Annotated in this window: 18 protein-coding genes; 12 read left to right on the forward strand and 6 right to left on the reverse strand. The window is 53.6% G+C overall.

What is annotated here, in order from left to right; translation table 11 throughout:
• Positions 1 to 37: 37 nt before the first annotated feature.
• Positions 38 to 1,240 (forward strand): S-methyl-5-thioribose kinase, encoded by a 1,203-nt coding sequence (gene mtnK / locus I2D83_RS05365; protein ID WP_205947677.1) that lies wholly within the window; start codon positions 38 to 40, stop codon positions 1,238 to 1,240.
• Between the two features lie 65 nt (positions 1,241 to 1,305).
• On the opposite strand, the gene yajD is transcribed toward mtnK, so the two are convergent.
• Positions 1,306 to 1,656 (reverse strand): HNH nuclease YajD, encoded by a 351-nt coding sequence (yajD, locus tag I2D83_RS05370; protein ID WP_010282592.1) that lies wholly within the window; start codon positions 1,654 to 1,656, stop codon positions 1,306 to 1,308.
• A 98-nt stretch (positions 1,657 to 1,754) separates the two neighbouring features.
• Entirely contained in the window at positions 1,755 to 4,202 is a 2,448-nt protein-coding gene (fadE, locus tag I2D83_RS05375; RefSeq protein ID WP_205947678.1) for an acyl-CoA dehydrogenase FadE, read from the reverse strand.
• A gap of 349 nt (positions 4,203 to 4,551) precedes the next feature.
• Between fadE and lpcA the strand changes: the two genes are divergently transcribed.
• Positions 4,552 to 5,133, forward strand: coding sequence for a D-sedoheptulose 7-phosphate isomerase (gene lpcA, locus I2D83_RS05380; protein ID WP_205947679.1), 582 nt, complete (start codon positions 4,552 to 4,554; stop codon positions 5,131 to 5,133).
• Between the two features lie 50 nt (positions 5,134 to 5,183).
• Entirely contained in the window at positions 5,184 to 5,951 is a 768-nt protein-coding gene (locus I2D83_RS05385; RefSeq protein ID WP_015841445.1) for a class II glutamine amidotransferase, read from the forward strand.
• Here the strand turns inward: I2D83_RS05385 and dpaA are convergent.
• Together dpaA and I2D83_RS05395 are read right to left on the reverse strand one after the other, a co-directional pair.
• Entirely contained in the window at positions 5,922 to 6,656 is a 735-nt protein-coding gene (dpaA, locus tag I2D83_RS05390; RefSeq protein ID WP_015841444.1) for a peptidoglycan meso-diaminopimelic acid protein amidase, read from the reverse strand. The two genes, I2D83_RS05385 and dpaA, sit on opposite strands and share 30 nt — an antisense overlap.
• 257 nt (positions 6,657 to 6,913) lie before the next feature.
• Positions 6,914 to 7,684, reverse strand: a complete 771-nt coding sequence (locus I2D83_RS05395; RefSeq protein ID WP_043881977.1) for a class I SAM-dependent methyltransferase — start codon at positions 7,682 to 7,684, stop codon at positions 6,914 to 6,916.
• Positions 7,685 to 7,913: 229 nt separating this feature from the next.
• Here I2D83_RS05395 and I2D83_RS05400 point away from each other — a divergent pair, with 229 nt between their 5' ends.
• Together I2D83_RS05400 and dinB are read left to right on the forward strand one after the other, a co-directional pair.
• Positions 7,914 to 8,714: a helix-turn-helix transcriptional regulator gene (locus tag I2D83_RS05400; protein WP_205947680.1), complete on the forward strand. Its 801-nt coding sequence runs from the start codon at positions 7,914 to 7,916 to the stop codon at positions 8,712 to 8,714.
• A 75-nt stretch (positions 8,715 to 8,789) separates the two neighbouring features.
• Positions 8,790 to 9,848: a DNA polymerase IV gene (gene dinB / locus I2D83_RS05405; protein WP_205947681.1), complete on the forward strand. Its 1,059-nt coding sequence runs from the start codon at positions 8,790 to 8,792 to the stop codon at positions 9,846 to 9,848.
• Positions 9,849 to 9,915: 67 nt separating this feature from the next.
• Here dinB and pepD read toward each other — a convergent pair whose 3' ends face one another.
• On the reverse strand, positions 9,916 to 11,376 hold the full coding sequence (pepD, locus tag I2D83_RS05410; RefSeq protein ID WP_205947682.1) for a beta-Ala-His dipeptidase: 1,461 nt from the start codon (positions 11,374 to 11,376) through the stop codon (positions 9,916 to 9,918).
• 330 nt (positions 11,377 to 11,706) lie between these two features.
• Between pepD and gpt the strand changes: the two genes are divergently transcribed.
• The 7 genes from gpt (at position 11,707) to proA (ending at position 20,804) form a co-directional block, all read left to right on the forward strand.
• Positions 11,707 to 12,165, forward strand: a complete 459-nt coding sequence (gene gpt / locus I2D83_RS05415; protein WP_010282559.1) for a xanthine phosphoribosyltransferase — start codon at positions 11,707 to 11,709, stop codon at positions 12,163 to 12,165.
• 215 nt (positions 12,166 to 12,380) lie between these two features.
• Positions 12,381 to 13,631: an esterase FrsA gene (frsA, locus tag I2D83_RS05420; RefSeq protein ID WP_181846052.1), complete on the forward strand. Its 1,251-nt coding sequence runs from the start codon at positions 12,381 to 12,383 to the stop codon at positions 13,629 to 13,631.
• A 9-nt stretch (positions 13,632 to 13,640) separates the two neighbouring features.
• Positions 13,641 to 15,734, forward strand: coding sequence for an ankyrin repeat domain-containing protein (locus tag I2D83_RS05425; protein WP_241007273.1), 2,094 nt, complete (start codon positions 13,641 to 13,643; stop codon positions 15,732 to 15,734).
• An 11-nt stretch (positions 15,735 to 15,745) separates the two neighbouring features.
• A complete protein-coding gene (locus tag I2D83_RS05430; protein ID WP_205947683.1) occupies positions 15,746 to 17,827 on the forward strand; it encodes an ankyrin repeat domain-containing protein in 2,082 nt (693 codons plus the stop codon).
• Between the two features lie 111 nt (positions 17,828 to 17,938).
• Complete coding sequence (crl, locus tag I2D83_RS05435; RefSeq protein ID WP_180778717.1) at positions 17,939 to 18,313, forward strand: sigma factor-binding protein Crl; 375 nt, start codon at positions 17,939 to 17,941, stop codon at positions 18,311 to 18,313.
• A 123-nt stretch (positions 18,314 to 18,436) separates the two neighbouring features.
• Positions 18,437 to 19,540 (forward strand): glutamate 5-kinase, encoded by a 1,104-nt coding sequence (gene proB, locus I2D83_RS05440; RefSeq protein WP_015841435.1) that lies wholly within the window; start codon positions 18,437 to 18,439, stop codon positions 19,538 to 19,540.
• Between the two features lie 10 nt (positions 19,541 to 19,550).
• Entirely contained in the window at positions 19,551 to 20,804 is a 1,254-nt protein-coding gene (gene proA / locus I2D83_RS05445; protein WP_205947684.1) for a glutamate-5-semialdehyde dehydrogenase, read from the forward strand.
• A gap of 295 nt (positions 20,805 to 21,099) precedes the next feature.
• Here proA and I2D83_RS05450 read toward each other — a convergent pair whose 3' ends face one another.
• On the reverse strand, positions 21,100 to 21,573 hold the full coding sequence (locus I2D83_RS05450) for a hypothetical protein (RefSeq protein WP_015841433.1): 474 nt from the start codon (positions 21,571 to 21,573) through the stop codon (positions 21,100 to 21,102).
• Positions 21,574 to 21,600: the final 27 nt, after the last annotated feature.

Below are 21,600 nucleotides of genomic sequence, written 5' to 3' on the forward strand. Positions count from 1 at the left end.
TAGAACCGTTTTGATTTCAGAATAGCGAGGAGTTGGAATGTCACTTTACCGCACTTTTACGGCGAATGACGCTGTTGAATATGCCCGCCAGTTCGGCGGTGTCAGTCAGCCGCAAACGCTGGTAGCCGCAGAAGAAATCGGCGATGGCAATCTGAATCTGGTGTTTAAAATTAAAGATGAAACGGGCGTCAGCCGGGTGATTGTCAAACAGGCGCTGCCTTATGTGCGGTGCGTGGGAGAATCCTGGCCCCTGACCCTCGATCGCGCCCGCATTGAGGCCGAAACGTTGCTGACACACGCGCGCTTTTGTCCGCAGCACACCGTGACCGTGCTTTATCACGATCCCAAACTGGCAGTAATGGTGCAGGAAGATCTTTCCGATCATCGTATCTGGCGTAGCGAGCTGGTTAAAGGGGCGGATTATCCTCAGGCGGCAGCACAGTTGGGAGAATATCTGGCACAGACGTTATTCCACACTTCTGATTTTCATCAGCACCCGCATGAGAAGAAAGCGGCGGTGAGCCAGTTCACCAACCCTGAACTGTGTCAGATTACCGAAGACCTTTTCTTTACCGATCCTTATATCGATCATGAAAGAAACCAGTTTGACGCGGCGCTGACGCCGGATGTACAGGCGCTACGTGACGATAAAGCGTTGAAGCTGGCGGTTGCCGGGCTGAAGCATGGCTTTCTGAGCAAAGCCGAGGCGTTACTGCACGGTGATATCCATAGCGGTTCGATTTTTGTCGCAGAAGGGCGTTTAAAGGCGATTGATGCTGAATTTGGTTTCTACGGGCCGATTGGTTTTGATGTCGGTACGGCAATCGGCAACCTGCTGCTGAATTATTGCGGCCTGCCGGGGCTGCTGGCACCGCGTGAGGCGGCGGCAGGGCGTGAACGGCGTCTGGAAGATATTCGTACGCTGTGGCAGACCTTTTCCGCTCGTTTTCTGGCGTTGAGCGACAATGAAAGCCGCGATCCGGCACTGGCGGAATCGGGCTATGCCGCGCTGTTTTTACAGCAGGTATGGCGGGATGCCGTTGGGTACTGTGGAACCGAATTGATTCGCCGCACGATTGGGCTGGCGCACGTCGCCGATCTGGACAGTATTCAGGAGACGGAAGCGCGTTTAGCGTGCCAGCGTCATGCTATTTCCCTGGGCAGAACCTTAGTGCTGGCGGCTCCGCATATTGCTGATGTGGATGCGTTGCTGGCGCGTGTACGGCAGAGCGGTGCCTGATTCGTGTAACGGCGTTATGTAAGTTCTCGCTCCCATCGCGAATCGGATGGGAGCGGTAAACAGACCTATTTCTTCCCTTTATTCATCATCGCCTGCAAATTCGCGAAAGGGTTATGCGTGGCAACGCCAACATCCTTCTGCGCATCCTCACCCGCGACGACCGTCGATCCATACATATCCGCATCGGTATATTTTGAATGCTCATGGTCGTGACAGTAGAGGCACAGCATTTCCCAGTTACTGCCGTCTTCCGGGTTATTGCTGTGATCGTGATCGATGTGGTGAACGGTTAATTCACGCAGGTTGGAATAGACGAATTCGCGTGAACAGCGACCACATACCCACGGGAAAAGTTTGAGCGCTTTTTCGCGGTAGCCGCTTTCAAGTCTGGCGTAGTTCTTGGGGATGTAAGCCATGTGTCGGGTTTCATTCAGAAGGAAAGAGGATGTGGATTTTACAACTGATGCGTGTGTAAATGAAAGAACAGGCCGCCATATTGGCGGCCTGTTGCTGTTTATGCTGCTTCGGTTTTTCTTTCTGACTGCGAGACCGGTTTAGGTTTGTTGGCGGCCAGTGCGTCGAACGCAAAGTCATCCACGTTGATTGAACGTAAGCGGCTGGCTTCGGCTTTGGTCAGAATAGCCGCTTCTTCTGCGGTAATCTGACCTTCCACCAGCGCTTGTTCTGCCAATTGATCCAGTCGCATGAACGGTAGCGGCTTGTTGCTGGCTTTCGCCAGACGTTGGTAAATCGGCTCGGCGGCGATGATATCCAGTAAAGCCTCTTCCAGCAGCCCGACCGGGTTGTGTTCGCTGGCAACCAGATATTGACCGCGTCCCAGACGATTACGCGTCTCCGACGGCGTTTGCAGAATCTTCGCGACCTCATGATCGAGGCGGTCAGACGGTGCCGGGCAGCGCAGACCCAGTGGGAAGATGATGAAAGTCAGCAGTCCTGCCACGACACGATTCGGGAAGTTGCGCAGCAGCTCGTCCAGCGCCTGCTCGGCCTGATGCAGGCTGTCCTGCACGCCCCAGTGCACCAGCGGTAAATCCGCTTTCTGACGCCCTTCGTCTTCATAGCGTTTCAGTGTGGCTGACGCCAGATAAAGCTGGCTGAGAATATCTCCGAGGCGCGCCGAGATACGTTCGCGACGCTTCAGGCTGCCGCCCAGTACCGCCATCGATACATCTGCCAGCAGTGCCAGATTCGCACTGAGCCGGTTGAGCTGCTGATAGTAATGACGCGTTTTGTCGTTCACTGGCGCACGGCTCAGACGGCCGTTGGTCAATCCAAGCCAGAAGCTGCGCACTTTGTTGCTGCCGACGTGTCCAATATGACCAACCAGCGCACGGTCAAAGCGTGATACATCGTTCTCCTGCGCTGCGGCCATCTCTTCCAGCACATAAGGGTGACAGCGGATGGCGCCTTGCCCGAAGATGATCATACTGCGCGTCAGGATATTTGCTCCTTCCACGGTGATCGCAATCGGTGCGCCCTGATAGCTGCGTGCCAAAAAGTTGGTCGGGCCGAGACAGATACCTTTACCACCGGCGATATCCATCGCATCCATCACGCTGCGCTGACCGCGGTGGGTACAGTGATATTTGACGATAGCGGAGAGCACCGCGGGTTTTTCACCCTGCATGATACCGCTGGTAATCAGTGTTGCGGCGGCGTCCATCACATAAGCGTTACCCGCAATGCGTGCCAGCGGCTCTTCGATACCTTCCATCTTACCGATGGAGATCTTGAACTGGCGGCGAATGTGCGCGTAAGCACCAATGCCGAGAGCAATCGATTTCAGCCCACCGGTGGAGTTGGACGGCAGCGTAATGCCGCGCCCGACCGACAGACATTCCATCAGCATACGCCAACCCTGGCCTGCCATCTTCGCTCCGCCGATGATGTAGTCCAGCGGGACAAAAATGTTTTCACCCTGTGTCGGCCCGTTCTGGAACGGAACGTTCAGCGGGAAATGACGACGGCCGATTTTAACGCCGTCGGTATCCGTCGGAATCAACGCACAGGTAATGCCGACGTCGTCTTCATCGCCTAACAGATGGTCGGGATCGTACAGTTTAAAGGCCAGCCCCAGCACGGTGGCGACTGGCGCGAGTGTGATATAGCGTTTATTCCAGGTCAGGCGCATACCCAAAACCTGTTCGCCGTGCCAGTTGCCGTAGCAGACAATCCCGGTATCGGGAATCGAACCTGCATCCGAGCCCGCTTCCGGGCTGGTCAGCGCAAAGCAGGGGACTTCCTGACCGCGTGCCAGACGGGGCAGGTAGTGATCTTTTTGCGCTTCCGTGCCGTAGTGTTGCAGCAGTTCGCCGGGGCCGAGTGAGTTAGGCACGCCGACGGTGATCGCCACAATACTGGAGACGCCAGCCAGTTTTTGCAGTACCTGTGCCTGTGCATAGGCAGAGAATTCCAGCCCGCCGTATTGCTTCTTGATGATCATGGCGAAGAAACGGTGCTCTTTTAAAAATTCCCACAGTTCTGGTGGAATATCGGCGCGTTCGTGGGTGATTTCAAAGTCGTTTGCCATCCGGCAGGCTTCAGCAACTGGCCCGTCGATAAACGCCTGCTCTTCGGCGGTCAATTGCGGACGCGGATAGTTATGCAGCTTTTTCCAGTCCGGCGCGCCGCGAAACAGATCGCCTTCCCACCAGGTTGTCCCGGCATCGATCGCCTCTTTTTCCGTGTTCGACATCGGCGGCATGACTTTCTGGAACATGCGCAGCGCAGAAGCGGAAACCAATTTTTGACGCAGGGAAGGAACCGTAATCGGAATCAGCAGGATCACGAGCGGAATCATCAGCCAGACTGGCCACAGTAACATCGCGGACATGGCTGCGAAGTAGGCCAGCAGAATGGCGCTGCCGAGCAGCAGACTGAGCCGATGATAAAACATCGCTCCGATGATAATCAGTAGGAGGAGGATACTGACAGCAACCATAACGTGTCTCCAGCATTGTGATCGAATGGAGGGTTTTCACTTTTCTCCAGGCTTAGTGTGCCAGTGGAAAGCGAGAACCGTTTTCATCAGTGAAATAAGGCGTAATAGGTCAATGTCGTAAGAGGTCTGACCTGTTGCTTATATTCGTTGTAGTTTATCTGATTATTTTTATCAATTCGTTTACATCATAATTACAACTCACTTCACAAACCGAACGGCAGCCGTGTGTTTTCTGACGAGCATCAGCGATCCTCTCGATCCCGTGATTACGCGCTTCTCGCTGTTAGTACGATCCGCTACACTGCATGGCAGAAGATGATACTGTCACCAGACAAAATGAGAGGATTCCATGTATCAGGATTTAATCCGTAGTGAACTGAAAGAAGCAGCGGAAACACTGAATAATTTCTTGAGTGATGATGCGAACATTCAGTCGATTCAAAACGCTGCGTTGCTGTTGGCTAACGCTTTTAAAGCGGGTGGTAAAGTGATCTCCTGTGGTAACGGTGGTTCACACTGTGACGCTATGCACTTTGCTGAAGAGCTGACGGGGCGTTATCGCGAGAACCGTCCTGGCTATCCGGCCATTGCGATTTCCGATCCGAGCCACCTGTCCTGCGTCAGCAATGACTTTGGCTATGACTTTGTTTTCTCACGCTATGTCGAATCACTGGGGCGTGAAGGCGATGTGCTGCTGGGTATTTCCACGTCTGGTAACTCCGGCAACATTATTAAAGCGATTGCCGCAGCAAAAGCGAAAGGCATGAAGGTCATTACGCTGACCGGGAAAGACGGCGGCAAAATGGCGGGTTCAGCCGATGTGGAAATTCGTGTTCCGCACTTCGGTTATGCCGACCGCATTCAGGAAATCCATATCAAAGCGATCCACATCCTGATTCAACTGATTGAAAAAGAGATGGCGGATCAGTAAGCCGCATTAATACGCTCTAAAAGGGCAAGAAGGGAAGGGTAGGAAGTCAGATGTGTGAACTGCTGGGGATGAGCGCGAATGTACCGACGGATATCTGCTTTAGCTTTACCGGGCTGATACAACGCGGTGGAAACACCGGTCCGCACCGGGATGGCTGGGGAATCACCTTCTATGAAGGGAACGGCTGTCGTACGTTCAAAGATCCGCTGCCAAGCTATAACTCGCCGATTGCCCGACTGGTGCAGGATTATCCGATCAAATCGTGTGCGGTAGTTTCACATATCCGCCAGGCGAATCGCGGCGCGGTGTCGCTGGAAAATACCCATCCCTTTACCCGCGAACTGTGGGGGCGAAACTGGACGTATGCCCACAACGGGCAACTGAAAGGCTATAGCACCCTGAAAACGGGGATGTTTCGCCCTGTCGGCCAGACGGACAGCGAATTTGCTTTCTGCTGGCTGCTGTCCCAACTGTCTGAGCGTTACCCGCGTACGCCGGGTAACTGGCCTGCGGTATTCCGCTATATCGCCAAACAGGCGGATGTCCTGCGGGAGAAAGGTGTGTTTAACATGCTGCTGTCGGACGGGCGCTTTGTGATGGGGTACTGCTCAACCAAACTCTACTGGATCACCCGCCGTGCGCCGTTTGGTAAAGCGACGTTGTTAGATCAGGATGTGGAGATTGATTTTCAGCAGCAGACGACACCCAATGATGTCGTCACGGTATTAGCGACGCAGCCGCTGACGGGCAACGAAACCTGGCATCAGATCATGCCAGGTGAATTCGTTCTATTTTGTTTCGGCGAGCGCATACTTTAAGGTCGGCTGGCTGGTCATCAACGGTGGGTTAACGACGTATTGCCCGTTAAATACCGTGATGGCCGGTGGCTGATTGTGCTGATTAAAATAGGCGTACCCCGGCTGAAGCTGTTTCCAGAAGCTGGCGTAGGTGGAATTACGGTGGCGCTGCATGTTCTGTTCCGTCATGCGGAACGGGTAGATAGCGATATCAATCTTCGGCTGACCGTTGCGTAGCGCCGCTTCAGCGTAGCGATAAATCTCATCCATGTAGGTGTTGGTCATGGCATAGCAGCCAACCGACACACATTCGCCGTGAATCATCAAATAGCGGCCGGAATATCCCTGTGATTTATCATAGTCGTTGGGGAAACCGATATTGATTGCGCGGTAATATTGGCTGTCTGGTTTTAACTGACGCAGATCGACCTGATAGAAACCTTCCGGGCTTTTTAAATCGCCTTCAACGCGTTTTGGCCCTAACCCGCCCGAATATTTACAGATTGGGTATTGATCCAATAAACGGTATTCGTTACCGACTTTCGCATACAGTTCGAATATTCGCTCTTCTTTAAAGATCTGAATATAGATCGGAGAGCCTAATAATTGCTGTTTTAATTCTTTTGCTATCGGCGCTAGCGGCGGTGCGGTCTCGCTGGCTGCGCTGGTAACAACAAGAGAAGGCAAAAAAAACAACATCGCAAACGACAGCGCGATTTTTTGCATTATGATTCCTGATAATAAAATTGCCTGCTACACGCGGCATCCGCGTCGCGCTACTGGTGTCTTAGCGAAAGCGTGGGGACAGCCGTTATCGGTATATATTTCGTCGGCGAATAGATAACGACGAAAACGAAATCACATTATCATTGGTTTCATATTAATCAAGCGTTGAAAAGCGCTAAAAAATAACATTTACAAAAAACAGCCCGAAAGGGTACGGGCTGCTCAATGTGAGGTTGTTAATAGTAGGAGAACGCGGGTCAGGCGCGGGTGGCTTCTATCATCATAATGTCGGTGACAAAGGAACCGTCTGCCTGTACGTCAAAATGTTGCACCACCTCGTCCGGCAGCGTTTTTTGCAGTTCACGAATCGCGATAGCAAAATGTTCTGGCGTGCGCATACGGGCGATCCAACTGCTGAACTCCAGCATCAGTCTGTCGCTGGTGACGTTACGCACGATAAACCCTGCTTCCGTAAACAGACTCAGCCATTCGCCCGGCGCGTAATTACGCACGTGCGAGGTATCCCGCAGTTTCTCTACCGTCTGCAAATAGCTGTCCAGCAGCGGATGACCGGGAGACACGACATCCATCATGATAACGCGTCCACCCGGTTTCAGGACGCGACGCATTTCCCGCAGCGCCTGTCCGACATCATGCCAGTGATGCGCAGAGTAACGGCTGATGATGATGTCTGCGCTGCTATCTTTGAACGGTAAAGACTCGGCTACGCCTTGCTGAACGCGGATATTATTCAGCCCTTTCTGCATCGCAGCCTGACTGACTACCTCCAGCATTTGAGAAGACAGGTCGTAGGCGATAACCTCCGCGACGGCCTGTGCGGCAACGAAGCTGGCGTGTCCGGCACCGCAGCCGACGTCGATCACCTGTGCCTGCGGAAAAGGCGCTAATAAGGCAGCCAGCCGGGTCAAATCTTTGCCCTGCGCATGCACCGCACTGGTCAGGTAGCTCTGCGCCTGTGATCCGAACTGGTGTTCAACACGACGATTATGATCCTGTTTTTCTTCCATCATTGCTCTCGCTCTATCTGAATTGATCTTGTTTTATCTGGGTAAACGGCGGCGCGCCAGCCACTAAAGAAGACGTCGGTCTGAGAACACTATAGTGAGGGAAAAATACGGGTACAATATGAGCATTTATACGGGTATAAAATACTCCCTGTTTAATTAACACTTCTTTCACTCATGCTGTTGTCATCGCGTGCCGTTTGGACAAGCGGGATGAAAAGGACACCTGATTATGTCTGCAAATTCGTTTATGTCTGCCAATTCTCTGAGCGGCCCAAAGGCGCTGGGGGCTTTCTTACGGGCACTGCGTGAGCGGACCTCGCCGGAAAGGGTCGGCTTGCCCGCGTCCGGTCGGCGGCGCACCAGTGGATTACGCCGCGAAGAGTTGGCGCAAATCGCCCGAATCAGCACCACCTGGTATACCTGGCTTGAGCAGGGGCGTGATGTGTCCGCTTCCGCCTCGGCGCTGACTCGCTTGTCGCAGGCGTTAAAGCTGGAACCCGCAGAGCATGATTATCTTTTTAGTCTGGCTGGCGTACAGGATCCTCAGAAGCAGGGTAGGGCAATGTCGCTCGATGCGCGGGTTGCCGCCAGTCTGCACCATATTACCTGTCCTGCGTATCTTCTGGATGGCAACTGGAACATGCTGGCGTGGAATGCGCCGTCGGAACAGCTGTTCGCCGGATGGCTGGGAAACGATCCTGAACCGAATCTGCTGCGCTTTATGTTTCTTAACCCGCTGGCACGATCGCTGGTCGCTGATTGGCCGGAACGTGCCAGACGGGTGGTGGCGGAGTTTCGGGCGGAGTCCAGCCATTATGCGTCTGTCGAGTCCGTTCGGCACGTGGTGATGGCGCTGTGTGAAGAAAGCCGCGAGTTCAATCTCTGGTGGTCTCAGCAGGCGGTAACCGCCCGTGAAGGCGGCGAGCGACGTTTCCACCACCCTCTGCTGGGAGAGATCGCCTATCATCAACAGACTTTCCATCCTGCCGGACAGGGGGAATTTAAGTTGGTGATGCTGATCGCGCAGTAAACGCGGGCATTATTGCGCTGCTTGTCTATACTGACTTTGATCTGTATATTTATACAGTATCTTCAGAGGGCCAGTATGCGCAAAATCATTCATGTTGATATGGACTGCTTCTACGCAGCAATTGAGATGCGTGATAACCCGCGCCTGCGCGATATTCCTCTGGCGATTGGTGGAAGCGCCGATCGCCGTGGCGTCATCAGTACCGCTAACTATCCTGCCCGGCGCTACGGCGTCCGCAGTGCGATGGCGACGGCAACCGCTTTGCGCCTGTGTCCACACCTCACCTTGTTGCCCGGCCGCATGGATGTGTATAAGTCCACCTCGCGCCAAATCCGCGATATCTTCGCCCGCTACACCTCGCTGATCGAACCGCTTTCTCTGGATGAGGCTTATCTGGATGTCACCGACAGTCCGCATTGCAACGGTTCGGCGACACGTATTGCCGAAGAAATTCGTCGAACTATTGCGGATGAGCTGAATCTGACGGCATCGGCGGGGATTGCGCCGATCAAATTTCTGGCAAAGATCGCGTCTGAGTTAAATAAGCCGAATGGACAATATGTCATTACGCCGGAGCAGGTGGATGATTTCCTGCTGTCGCTGCCGTTGGAGAAGATCCCCGGCGTCGGCAAGGTGACGGCGAAACGGTTGGAAGAACGCGGCCTGCATACCTGTGCGGATGTGCGAGTGTACGCGTTGGCGGATCTGCTTAAAGAATTCGGCAAGTTTGGCCGCGTACTGTGGGAGCGATGTCAGGGAATCGATGAGCGACGGATTTCGCCGGATAGGCTGAGGAAGTCGGTCGGTGTGGAGAAGACGCTGGCGCAGGATATCCACGACTGGGGACAGTGTGAAAATCTGATTGAACAGCTTTATCAAGAGCTGGAAGTTCGCCTGAAACGGGTAAAACCCGATCTGCATATTGCGCGTCAGGGCGTCAAACTCAAGTTTGATGATTTTCAGCAAACCACGCAGGAACATGTGTGGCCGATGTTGAATAAACAGGATCTGTTAAAGCTGGCACAGCAAACCTGGCAGGAGCGGCGTAAATCCAGAGGCGTCCGGCTGGTTGGGCTACATGTGACGCTGCTCGATCCGCAAATTGAGCGGCAGCTGGTGTTTGATTGGGGATAAGGCTGTTTAGTTGAGGATAAAAAAGGGGCGACGTCTATGCGCCGCCCTGATTTTTATGACTACGTGATTAAGCGCGTGGCGGAATCGCTTTCAGCAGTTCTGTCAGCAATTTCCAGTACAGATCGACGCTGCCGATATGCACTTGTTCATCCGGCGAATGCGGCCCGGTGATGGTTGGCCCGATGGAAACCATGTCCATGTCTGGGTACGGTTTCTTGAACAGACCACATTCCAGACCAGCGTGAATCACCATGATGTTCGGCGTCTTGTTGAACAGCTTCTGATAGGTTTCTCGAACCAGCGCCATGACCGGTGAGTGCGCATCCGGCTGCCAGCCCGGGTAGCCGCCTTTCGGTGACGTTTTCGCGCCAGCCAACTGACCCAGCGCCGTCAGCGTACCGACGACGGCATCTTTACCGCTGTCGATCAGCGAACGAATCAGGCAGATGATTTCCGCGTGGTCGTCTTCCATTGTCACAACGCCCAGGTTCAGTGACGTTTCCACCACACCTTTGACTTCGTCGCTCATGCGGATCACGCCGTTTGGTGTGGCATTGAGCAGCGCCAGCAGACGATCGCGGCTGTCCTGCGTCAGCGGGTGCTCATTGCTGTCGCTGGCTTCCACCAGTACGGTCAGGTTTTTCTCAACGGCGGACAGTTCATTTTTCAGCACCGCCAGATAGTCCTGGCTCAGCGTCTTCAACTGCTCGACGTTTGCAGCTGGCAGTGACAGCGTGGCGAAGGCTTCACGTGGAATGGCGTTACGCAGCGTCCCGCCATTCAGATCGAGAATGCGGATATCCAGCGCTTTCGCCTGTTCGAACAGGAAACGAGCCAGCAGCTTATTGGCGTTACCCAGACCCAGATGAATATCGCCGCCGGAGTGGCCGCCTTTCAGCCCTTTAATCGTCAGTTTCAGCGTTTGGTAACCAGCCGGTGGAACTTCGCGCGTCAGCGGCAGACGGGTAATGAAATCAATACCGCCCGCGCAACCCATGTAGATCTCGCCTTCTTCTTCCGAATCGGTATTGATCAGGATTTCGCCCTGAAGCCAGTTTGGTTGCAGGCCAAACGCGCCATCCATACCGGCTTCTTCCGTCATGGTCAGCAGCACTTCCAGCGGGCCATGCTCGACGTTTGGATCGGCCAGCACCGCTAGCGCAGACGCCATACCGATGCCATTATCCGCGCCCAGCGTGGTGCCGCGTGCTTTCAGCCATTCACCGTCAACATAAGGCTGGATAGGATCGGTAGTGAAATCGTGTACGGTGTCGTTGTTTTTCTGCGGCACCATGTCCAGATGCGCCTGCAATACGACAGGTTTGCGATTTTCCATACCTGCGGTTGCCGCTTTGCGCAGCAGGATATTGCCGACCTGATCGCGCTCGGCATGAATGCCTTTCTCTTTAGCCCATTCCAGAATGTGTGCGGCCAGCGCTTCTTCATGATAAGACGGATGCGGAATGGAACAGATCTTGGCGAAAATATCCCACAGCGGCTGGGGGGAAAGTTGAGACAATTCAGACACTATTTCAGTCTCCTTGTTAGCGGCCAGCCTTCGCGTTCTGGCGGGCAGGGCTATAGGTTAAAAGTTAATCGCGGTTAGCCACATAATATGGCGTGTCATAACAGAATATCATTTTCCATCAAAGCAGGGGAATTGCCGTCGACCCTGCCTTATTTTTCCTGCTGCAATATGAATCAATGGGCTCGGCAGGGCGCAGGTTGACGGGAAAAACTCGGTTCTCACGTTGAGAAAAACTGGTTTTTATGTTGTCGGCTATCTATAATCTCGCGCAACCTTTTTCCCCCCTCAGACTCAACTTAAGCCGGTTTTTATTCGGCTGGGATATATTTTATGAGCGAAAAGTACGTCGTAACCTGGGATATGTTGCAAATTCATGCCCGCAAACTGGCACAGCGTTTACTGCCTGCCGATCAATGGAAAGGCATCATTGCCGTCAGCCGCGGCGGTCTGGTTCCAAGCGCGCTGCTGGCGCGTGAGCTGGGGATTCGTCACGTTGATACCGTTTGCATCTCCAGTTATGACCACGATAACCAGCGCGAAATGAAAGTGCTGAAACGTGCCGAGGGAGATGGCGAAGGGTTTATCGTGATTGACGATCTGGTCGACACGGGCGGTACGGCAAAAGCAATCCGTGATATGTACCCGAAAGCGCATTTTGTGACCATTTTCGCTAAGCCTGCTGGTAAACCGCTGGTTGACGATTACGTCATTGATATTCCGCAGGACACCTGGATTGAGCAGCCGTGGGATATGGGCGTGGTGTTTGTGCCGCCTTTGTCTGGCCGCTAATTGCCTCACCGATAAATATCGATTTCCATCAATGCCCGGTTTAGCCGGGCATTGTTGTTTATGAACTGTGGTAATTTCTAGCGTAGGCTTTGATCCGATCGTGTGTTTCTGCTGTTGGTATTTGTCTTCTCTGGCCTGAGTTCGTTACACTTTAACGGGTGACGAAGAAGTCGTCTGATGTCCGCTAACAGCGGTTTACATTAATGGAGGCTGCTGTGGCGCAAGCTAACCTGTCTGAAACGCTATTCAAACCATCCTTTAAACATCCAGAAACCTCGACGCTGGTTCGACGTACGCGAAATAGTCAGGACGTGCAGGGGCTGCATTCTACGCTGGAAGGGGAAAAGACCCGCAGTTGGTATCGCATGATTAACCGGCTGATGTGGATTTGGCGTGGCGTCGACCCTTGGGAAATCGAAGACGTGCTGTCGCGTATCGCGGTCAGCAAGGCCGACAGAAGCAACGAGCAACTGCTTGATACGGTGATCGGCTACCGCGGCGGTAACTGGATTTATGAATGGGCGAAGCAGGGCGCAGACTGGCAGCAGCGAGCAACAGAAAGCGGCGATGATGCGCAAACCGGACAGTTCTGGCTGAACGCCGCCAATCTCTACAGCATTGCTGCCTATCCGCATATTAAAGGCGATGAGCTGGCAGAGCAGGCGCAAACGCTGGCAAACCGCGCCTATGAAGAGGCCGCCAAGTATCTGCCTTATGAACTCAAAGAACTGACGTTCCCCATTGCGGGTGGCGGCACGCTGACCGGTTTTCTGCATATGCCATCGCAGGCGAAAGCGCCTTTCCCTACTGTGCTTATGTGCGGCAGTCTGGAAATGTTGCAGAGCGATTATCATCGCCTGTTTCAGGACTATTTTGCGCCAGCTGGCATGGCGATGCTGACGATTGATGTTCCCTCCGTTGGATTTTCTTCCCGCTGGAAACTGACTCAGGATTCCAGTTTCCTGCATCAGCAGCTCTTGCGCGCGCTGCCGGATGTCCCGTGGGTCGATCACTCGCGCGTTGTGGCGTTTGGTTTCCGCTTTGGTGCCAATATTGCCGTTCGGCTGGCGTATCTGGAATCGCAGCGCTTACGTGGTGTGGCCTGTCTTGGCCCTTTGGTGCATCACCTATTAAGCGATTCGACTCGCCAGCAGCAGGTGCCGGATATGTTTATGGATGTGCTGGCGAGTCGTCTGGGTATGCCCTTCTCGACGGATACCTCGCTGAAAACCGAGCTGGGGCGTTATTCGCTGAAAACGCAGGGGCTACTCGGACGCCGCTGCCCGACGCCAATGCTGGCAGGCTACTGGGATAACGATCCGCTGTGCCCGAAAGAAGAGGCCAGCCTGATAGTGAACTCATCCGCACAAGGGAAACTGCTGCCGGTTAACTTCTCGCCGGTGTACCAGAATTTCGATCGCGCATTACAGCAAATCAGTGGATGGCTGCAGGATAAAGTGTGTTAAGCATGATCAATGGCAGGCGTAGAACCTGCCAATTTTTTACCCGTTTGGGAATCGTTGAGGGATGCAATGATGTGGGGAATATTGTCTCGTCAGCAGCAAAGCCTGCATGACATCTGTTGTTCAGACCTACCGCTGGAAAAGAAAAAACGACAAATCGACCGCTTTCTGGCGCAGGGCGGCAGCATCAATGAAAGGCAACCCCATAGCGCTAATGTGCTTGGCTTGCTAACGGTCAATACGGACGCACCGGATACGGAGTTGGTTCGTTACCTGCTGGATAAGGGCGCTTTTATTGAACAGCCTGGAGGATTCAGCTCGTTACATAATGCGATCGAGTTTTTCCATCTGGAACTTGCCGAGCTCTACCTTCAGTACGGCGCTGATGTGCACTACCTCAATTTCTTCAGCAACTCATGGCTGAACTACCTGTACTGTCCTCAGGATCGCTATACCTACACCGACGACCAGCGTAAGCAAATGCTCGATCTGCTGTTACGTTACGGTTTGGATCTCAATCGTGAAACCATTTTCTGGACATCGCTGGAAACCAGCTTTCCGATCGAGATCGTGATGTGCGAGAAGGATGTCAGTCTGCTGGAGCATATCTTCCAGCTCGATATCCCGATTCATTTTGCCGAAACCGGCATTTTTGAACGCATCTTTAACTATAAAAGCGAGTGGCTTCCACTGCCGCTCTTTCAACAGATCGTGAAACGGGCAGGCGGGTCAGCTTATCGTGAGCCTGGTGTCATTCTTTCCGAAGACAAGAAGATCCGTACCGATGGATCGCTATTGGAAATGGCCATTTTTTATGCCGCGGACGAACGACTCTGTGAATGTTTGCTCGATACCTACCCTGATATCCGCTGCGATTTAAGCAACTACAGCTTTGTTCTGGATGCCTTGCTTAACCGCTATTCGCTTGAATTGGTGGAGCGGATTGTGCAAAAAACGGCGGATATCGATCGTCCTTATTCCTTGTTCATCTCCTCTGGCCGAAAAAAACAGGACGGGTGGGAGGCCGATGCATACCCTGACGTGGGTAGCTCGGCCATGATGCAGTTTGTGGACAACCGTCTGATAAAAGCGCTGAGTGAGCCCGATTACTACGTCTATTTTTACGATGCCATGAGCCTGTTGCTGCAATACGGCGCGTCGCCTCTGGTCGATAAAATGAGCGGGGGGCGCAGCTATGAAATGCGAAACTGGTCATTGCTTTACCTCGTCTGCGTTGAAATGGTGTCGCAGAATAACTTTCGTCCTGACCTGCTGGATTTACTGGTAGCGCATGGTGCGAATTTCAACGTGAAGAAAAGTGCGGTCAGCGAGCCACTCTGCATTACGCTGCTTCAGCGTGGCTATAGTTCGACACATGAAGATGTGCTGCTTCAGGTGATGAACTACCTCTACGAACACGGTATGGATTTGCAGGCGACCAATGCTTACCTGATCAACACGGCAGCCGCGGCGGGAATAGGCTCACGACCACAGGTCTTGCAGTGGCTTATTGCACGCGGTGTGGATATTCACACCCTGAGTGGGTTCGACAATTCCCCCGTTTTGCATAAAACCATCAGCCTGTATAGCGCGGAAGAACTGACGCCGGAGCGGCGTGCGGAAACCGTCGCGGTACTGTTGGATAACGGCGCGAATATTGATGAGTTTTCGATTGATGAACAATTCACGCCGCTGATGTGTGCGGCTTACTATGGTGAAGCGAAGTGTGCCGATGTACTGCTGGCGCGCGGAGCAAACCCGCATGCTCGCAGTGCCAACGGGATGACGCCTCTGCGCTGTGCGCTACATCGCGCCGATGCGGCAGCCGCGCGTATTGTGACCCTGCTTCATCAATATGGCGTGACGATCGCACGAGTGGACGAAGAGGGGAACGATCTGCTGGTCGACTGTATTCGCAATAAACATGAAGCGATGTTTAAAGCGCTACTGGAGATACTATCCCCCACTCTGGATGAGATGCATCGGCTTCTGGACTGGCTGGCGCGGGGCAACCGCTATTGCTATTTCTCCGATCAGTTACGCCAACAGATTGCGCGACTAAGTGCAGGCGAGCCGTCTTCTTCTCATCATTCGTTACCGCTATAAGGACGTAGTGTATGTTTGGTTCAACTTCCAAAACGGATACGTTAGAGACGATTTGTTTCTCTGATGCCCCCACCAGCAAGAAACAGAAATTGATCGATCGCTATCTGGCGGCGAAAGGCGACATCAACGCACTGAGCGACGGGCAAACAGTTTTGCACCAATTAAGTCAGGATCGCGACACAGAGAGCGATCTTGTCCGCTATTTGCTGGAGAAAGGGGCGAATATCGAAACGCCTGAAGGTGAAAGTGCGCTCTTCGCGGCTATCACGTCATACTCTCCTGAACTTGCTGCGCTGCTTTTACAGCACGGTGCCCGGCTGGATTTTCATGATAATCAGGGTCGCGGTTGGCTACACTGCTTTTTTGATCTGCCTGAAAGCCCGGTCTATACCCATGCTCAGCGCAGTACGATGCTGGGGGTATTACTGGCAAACGGGTTGGATATCAATCAGCCAATCCTGTTTCACCCCGAGGCAGAGAAACGCCACCCGGTCGATGTTCTGCTGGAAAAGCAGGACCGTTTCTTGTTAATGCGGCTGTTCCAGGTCGATAGCCCGGTACGCCTGACGGGGACGTCGATACTGGAAGCGGTATTTCGGCACGCCGGATCGTGGATGACGCTGGAGGTCTTTCAGCCGATCGTTGCACAGGCCGAGCGGGAAGGGATGCGGGAATCGGGTTTTACTCTGTCGTTTAATCAGGAACAGAAAACCTCGGTAACCTGGCTGGAAATGGCGTTGCATTGCGGCATGCCCGCGCCGCTTTGTACGTTCTTACTGGATACCTTTCCGGATATGCGCTGCGATGTGCCTTCGCACAGCGTCTTGTTGGATGCGCTGGAAAGGTCGTTTCCTCCTGCGCTGGTACGGCGCATTGCGGAACGGACTGCCGATCTCGATCGCCGCTATCCACTGCGTTTTGAGCAAAACGAACCTGATGATGAGGATGACGCAGAATATGAACACGGTGCTGAGCGCGAAAATGATGTCAATCAGGGGACGGTGCTGGCGCAATATCTTGTGCTGCGAGCCAAGGCGGCGGTAACGGATAGCCGCGTCCATCGCGTGTTTTCTTCCTCTCTCGCACACCTACTGGAATCAGGCGCTTCTCCCAATATTGGCTATACGATGTGGGAAGAGGACGATGACACGCCGACGACGTGGCCTGCGCTTTATACGCTCTGTGAGGCGATGATTGCCACCGGACAATATCATGCTGACTTGCTCGATCTGCTGATAGCGCACGGCGCTGATTTCAATCAACAGCAGGTACTGCAAGAAAGCGGCGCGCTTCCGCTGGGGATAGCGCTGCTCCTGTATTCACAGCATAGTCCGCACGAAAGCGTACTGCTTGATCTCTTCCTGCACCTGCATTCCTGTGGGATGAACCTGCATAGCATGGCACCAGACGAAATGAATATGGCTTATGCCGCTGCGGCAGGGTGTCGTCCGCAGGTGCTGAACTGGCTGGTTCAACAAGGTGTTAGCCTCAATGCGGAAACGGCGAACACCCTTGCGCCGCCGCTGCATCGCGTGATTAATAATGCAAGGGTTACGCCGGAAAGACGTAAAGCAACGCTTGAGGTATTGCTGCAACAGGGGATGGAGAAAGACATCGCGTGGGGCGCTCCCGCGATGACGCCATTGATGCTGGCAGCGAAACAGGGCGCCCAGCATTGCCTCGAGGTGTTGCTGCAATATGGCGCCAACCCGAATGTGCGTGCCGCAGGCGGCATGACGCCTGCGCTGTATGCGATAACGAGCCGCCATTCCATTGATTTCCCGCCTCGCCCTGAATCGGTGTCTGCCCGCATGCTGGCGATGCTGCATGCCTATGGTGCGGAGATTTGCCAAAGCAATGATGACGGCATAACGCCGCTGTCGCTCAGCGTGCAGGAAGAACGGAAAGAGGTCTTTGAAGCACTGCTCAGGCTGACGTCATTTACACAAGAACAACTGCGAAGCGTGCTGGATGGCAAACGCCCGATTCACGCTTATTTTGCTGAACGCCTGCAAGCGCTGCTGGCATTGCCTGTGCCACACGCCGAAGCGGGGCTTTCACGCTTTTCCGTGCCACGCAACTCCGTGGCATAGCGCGTTGGCGCAGAGGCAGAAAAGTCACGCGTCAGACAGTAACCTGATGCCAGGTGGTTGATAAATTGCCATTCTCTGCTAAAAAGAAAGTTCAACCAGAGGAGATCGCAGATGATGTTACCGAGTGGACACTCCAAAAGCCGACTGATGAAAAATTTTGCGGCGTTGGGGCCTTATATACGTGAAGCGCAGTGCGAGAATACCGCGTTCTTCTTTGATTGCCTGGCGGTTTGCGTCAACATCAAGCCTGCGCCAGAAAATCGCGAGTTCTGGGGATGGTGGCTGAATCTGGAAGATACTGGCCAGGCCTTTGCTTATGACTATCACTACGGATTGTTTGATAAACAGGGCAACTGGCGTGAGGAAAAAATCAAGGACAAAGCCGTGATGGAACAGGTGGAAAATGCCAAACAGGCTTTCCATGTCCGACTGGAGAAACTGCTGCACTCGCTCGAACCCGCTACGACCCTCGCTGCACGACCGTGATGCTTCCCTGACGATCCCCGATTTATTCGCAGGTTTTCGCGTTATGCCTGTTGGCATAACGCGTCTGTCCTGCTACAACGTTTTCCTTATTCTTATTTTTTGACATCCAACGGCAGAGAAATTATGAGCGGCAGCCAGACTTTGGTTGTGAAACTGGGCACCAGCGTGCTAACCGGCGGTTCGCGCCGTCTTAACCGCGCCCACATTGTTGAACTGGTGCGCCAGTGCGCGCAGCAACATGCGGCAGGGCATCGGATTGTTATTGTCACCTCAGGAGCGATTGCTGCCGGGCGTGAACATTTGGGTTACCCCGAACTCCCCGCCACGATTGCGACCAAACAACTACTGGCCGCCGTGGGTCAAAGCCGCCTGATTCAGCTGTGGGAACAGCTGTTTTCCATCTACGGTATCCACGTTGGGCAAATGCTGCTGACGCGTGCGGATATGGAAGATCGTGAGCGTTTCCTCAACGCGCGCGATACCATGCGGGCGCTGCTGGATAACAATATTGTTCCGGTCATTAATGAAAACGACGCCGTTGCGACCGCCGAGATCAAGGTGGGTGACAACGACAACCTCTCTGCACTGGCGGCGATTCTGGCCGATGCGGATAAGCTGCTGCTGCTGACCGATCAGGCCGGGTTGTTTACCGCCGATCCGCGCAATAATCCTGATGCGGAGCTGATTCGTGAAGTGAACGGCATCAATGATGCGCTGCGCAGCATCGCGGGTGACAGCGTGTCAGGCCTCGGAACGGGCGGTATGTCGACTAAATTGCAGGCTGCCGATGTGGCCTGTCGTGCTGGTATCGATGTGGTGATCGCCGCAGGCAGCAAACCAGGTGTGATTGGCGATGTCATTGCAGATATCTCCGTTGGAACGCGTTTTCATGCCGTGGATGCGCCGCTGGAAAGCCGTAAACACTGGATTTTTGGTGCGCCACCTGCAGGGGAAATCACTGTCGACGACGGCGCGCTTTCGGCGATCCTTGAACGCGGCAGCTCGCTGCTGCCGAAGGGCATTCGCCGCGTGGAAGGGAATTTCTCTCGCGGTGAAGTGATCCGCGTGCGCAGCTTGGCGGGCCGCGATGTGGCGCACGCCGTGACGCGTTATAACAGCGATGCGCTGCGTATGATTGCCGGACACCATTCTCAACAGATTGCCGAGATTCTTGGCTACGAATATGGTCCGGTGGCTATCCATCGCGACGATATGATTATCAATTAAGGAGTTCGCGATGCTTGAACAAATGGGTAAAGCGGCAAAAGCGGCCTCTTATCAACTGGCAGTCCTGAGCACGGCTCAAAAAGATCGCGCGCTGCTGACGATTGCGGATTTGCTGGAAGCCGAGAGTGCAACGATTCTGGCGGCTAACGCGCTGGATTTAGCCGATGCGCGCCAAAATGGCATGAGTGAGGCGTTGCAGGATCGTCTGCTTTTGACGCAGGAACGACTGAGCGCGATTGCCAGCGATGTGCGTCAGGTATGCCGCCTGACCGATCCGGTAGGGCAGGTGATTGACGGCAGTATGCTGGATAACGGGCTTAAACTGGAGCGTCGCCGCGTGCCGCTGGGCGTGGTCGGCGTGATTTATGAAGCGCGTCCGAACGTCACCATTGATGTGGCCTCCCTGTGCCTGAAAACCGGCAACGCGGTGATTCTGCGCGGTGGGAAAGAAACGTACCGCACCAATGCGGCTACAGTAAAAGTGATTCAGCAGGCGCTGTCGCAGTGCGGCCTGCCTGCCGCCGCGGTGCAGGCGATTGAAAGCCCGGATCGTGAACTGGTTAATCAACTGCTGAAGCTGGATCGCTACGTGGATATGCTGATTCCGCGCGGTGGTGCTGGCCTGCATAAGCTGTGCCGCGAACAATCGACGATTCCGGTTATTACCGGGGGCATCGGCGTTTGTCACATCTATGCGGACGATAGCATCGATTTCGACAAGGCGCTGACGGTCATTGAAAGCGCCAAAGTACAACGTCCTAGCGCCTGCAACAGCCTGGAAACGCTGCTGGTCAATCAACATATCGCTGACCGCTTCCTGCCTGAACTGAGCAAGAAAATGGCGGCGGCGGGCGTTACGCTCCATGCCAGTCCTTCAGCGATGCCCTACCTGACCGGTGGTCCGGCAAGTGTCGTTGCAGTGGAAGAGGCCAACTACAACGATGAATGGCTCTCTAACGACCTGAACGTTACGCTGGTGGATGATCTGGATGCGGCGGTGGCACATATTCGCGAACATGGTACGCAGCACTCTGATGCGATTCTGACGCGCTCGTTGACCAACGCAGAACGCTTCGTGCGTGAAGTGGATTCCTCTGCGGTATATGTCAACGCTAGTACGCGCTTTACCGACGGTGGCCAGTTTGGTCTGGGCGCAGAAGTGGCGGTCAGCACCCAGAAACTGCATGCGCGCGGCCCAATGGGGCTGGAAGCGCTGACTACCTATAAGTGGATTGGTTATGGCGACGATTTGATTCGCGCTTAATGGATGAATGGCTGCGTGTATCAATGATATGCGCAGCATTATTTTCACTCCGCTCTTTTTATTTTATTCTTTTTTCTAAATAAGATATTTCATTCCCACTGTGATTCTTTTTTTGTGGTTTTTATTTAAATTAAAATCTAACGCAGCAATAGAAATATAATAAAGTAACTACATTAGATAAATATCCTCCAATAGTAACAAACTATGCTTTGTGCAACGTATCACAAATACATAGTCTGTCTACCGGAGGATAAAGAGTAATTTTTTGTCCTCTGCTGCAATAATGCGTTATTTATTAACGCTGATGATTCTCTGCGGCATTGTGGACTGATCGTGCGGTTTCACGAGCCTGTTTTTCCGCACGGCTGTTAAAATTATCCGCCTTGGCTTTGGCATCAGCCCAGCCTTTTTCGGCGTCTTTTCTGGCTTCGGATTCTCTGGCTTTCACATCCGCTTTGATTTTTGCTTCCCTGTTTTTATTTTCTGATTCTCTTGCCTTTATATCGGCTTTGATGGCATCGGTTTTATCCCGGAAGTGAGATTCGCTGTTGCTTGTCTTCTGCGGTTCCCCCACAGAACCGGCATGAGCGCTAGCACTGACGTGACTGGGCCCTTGACCAGATGATGATTCAGTTTTGGTTACGCGCTCAGTTTTGCCATCATGAGTCGACTGAGCACTGGCGCTTGCTGAGGCAAAGCTATCCGCTGCAGCCATGCCGATATAGCTCGTACCCAATAACAAACCTAAAAATAGTGTTTTCATCTTCATTATTCACATCCTCTCACGGTACTTTCT

It is taken from the genome of Pectobacterium aroidearum (assembly GCF_015689195.1).
GTDB classification, from domain to species: domain Bacteria; phylum Pseudomonadota; class Gammaproteobacteria; order Enterobacterales; family Enterobacteriaceae; genus Pectobacterium; species Pectobacterium aroidearum.

Bases quoted from the DNA above. Each gene is read 5' to 3' on its own strand.
- mtnK (WP_205947677.1), top strand. From the start codon at position 38: ATGTCACTTTACCGCACTTTTACGGCGAATGACGCTGTTGAATATGCC.
- yajD (WP_010282592.1), bottom strand. From the start codon at position 1,656: ATGGCTTACATCCCCAAGAACTACGCCAGACTTGAAAGCGGCTACCGC.
- fadE (WP_205947678.1), bottom strand. From the start codon at position 4,202: ATGGTTGCTGTCAGTATCCTCCTCCTACTGATTATCATCGGAGCGATG.
- lpcA (WP_205947679.1), top strand. From the start codon at position 4,552: ATGTATCAGGATTTAATCCGTAGTGAACTGAAAGAAGCAGCGGAAACA.
- I2D83_RS05385 (WP_015841445.1), top strand. From the start codon at position 5,184: ATGTGTGAACTGCTGGGGATGAGCGCGAATGTACCGACGGATATCTGC.
- dpaA (WP_015841444.1), bottom strand. From the start codon at position 6,656: ATGCAAAAAATCGCGCTGTCGTTTGCGATGTTGTTTTTTTTGCCTTCT.
- I2D83_RS05395 (WP_043881977.1), bottom strand. From the start codon at position 7,684: ATGGAAGAAAAACAGGATCATAATCGTCGTGTTGAACACCAGTTCGGA.
- I2D83_RS05400 (WP_205947680.1), top strand. From the start codon at position 7,914: ATGTCTGCAAATTCGTTTATGTCTGCCAATTCTCTGAGCGGCCCAAAG.
- dinB (WP_205947681.1), top strand. From the start codon at position 8,790: ATGCGCAAAATCATTCATGTTGATATGGACTGCTTCTACGCAGCAATT.
- gpt (WP_010282559.1), top strand. From the start codon at position 11,707: ATGAGCGAAAAGTACGTCGTAACCTGGGATATGTTGCAAATTCATGCC.
- I2D83_RS05425 (WP_241007273.1), top strand. From the start codon at position 13,641: ATGGCAGGCGTAGAACCTGCCAATTTTTTACCCGTTTGGGAATCGTTG.
- I2D83_RS05430 (WP_205947683.1), top strand. From the start codon at position 15,746: ATGTTTGGTTCAACTTCCAAAACGGATACGTTAGAGACGATTTGTTTC.
- crl (WP_180778717.1), top strand. From the start codon at position 17,939: ATGATGTTACCGAGTGGACACTCCAAAAGCCGACTGATGAAAAATTTT.
- proB (WP_015841435.1), top strand. From the start codon at position 18,437: ATGAGCGGCAGCCAGACTTTGGTTGTGAAACTGGGCACCAGCGTGCTA.
- proA (WP_205947684.1), top strand. From the start codon at position 19,551: ATGCTTGAACAAATGGGTAAAGCGGCAAAAGCGGCCTCTTATCAACTG.
- I2D83_RS05450 (WP_015841433.1), bottom strand. From the start codon at position 21,573: ATGAAGATGAAAACACTATTTTTAGGTTTGTTATTGGGTACGAGCTAT.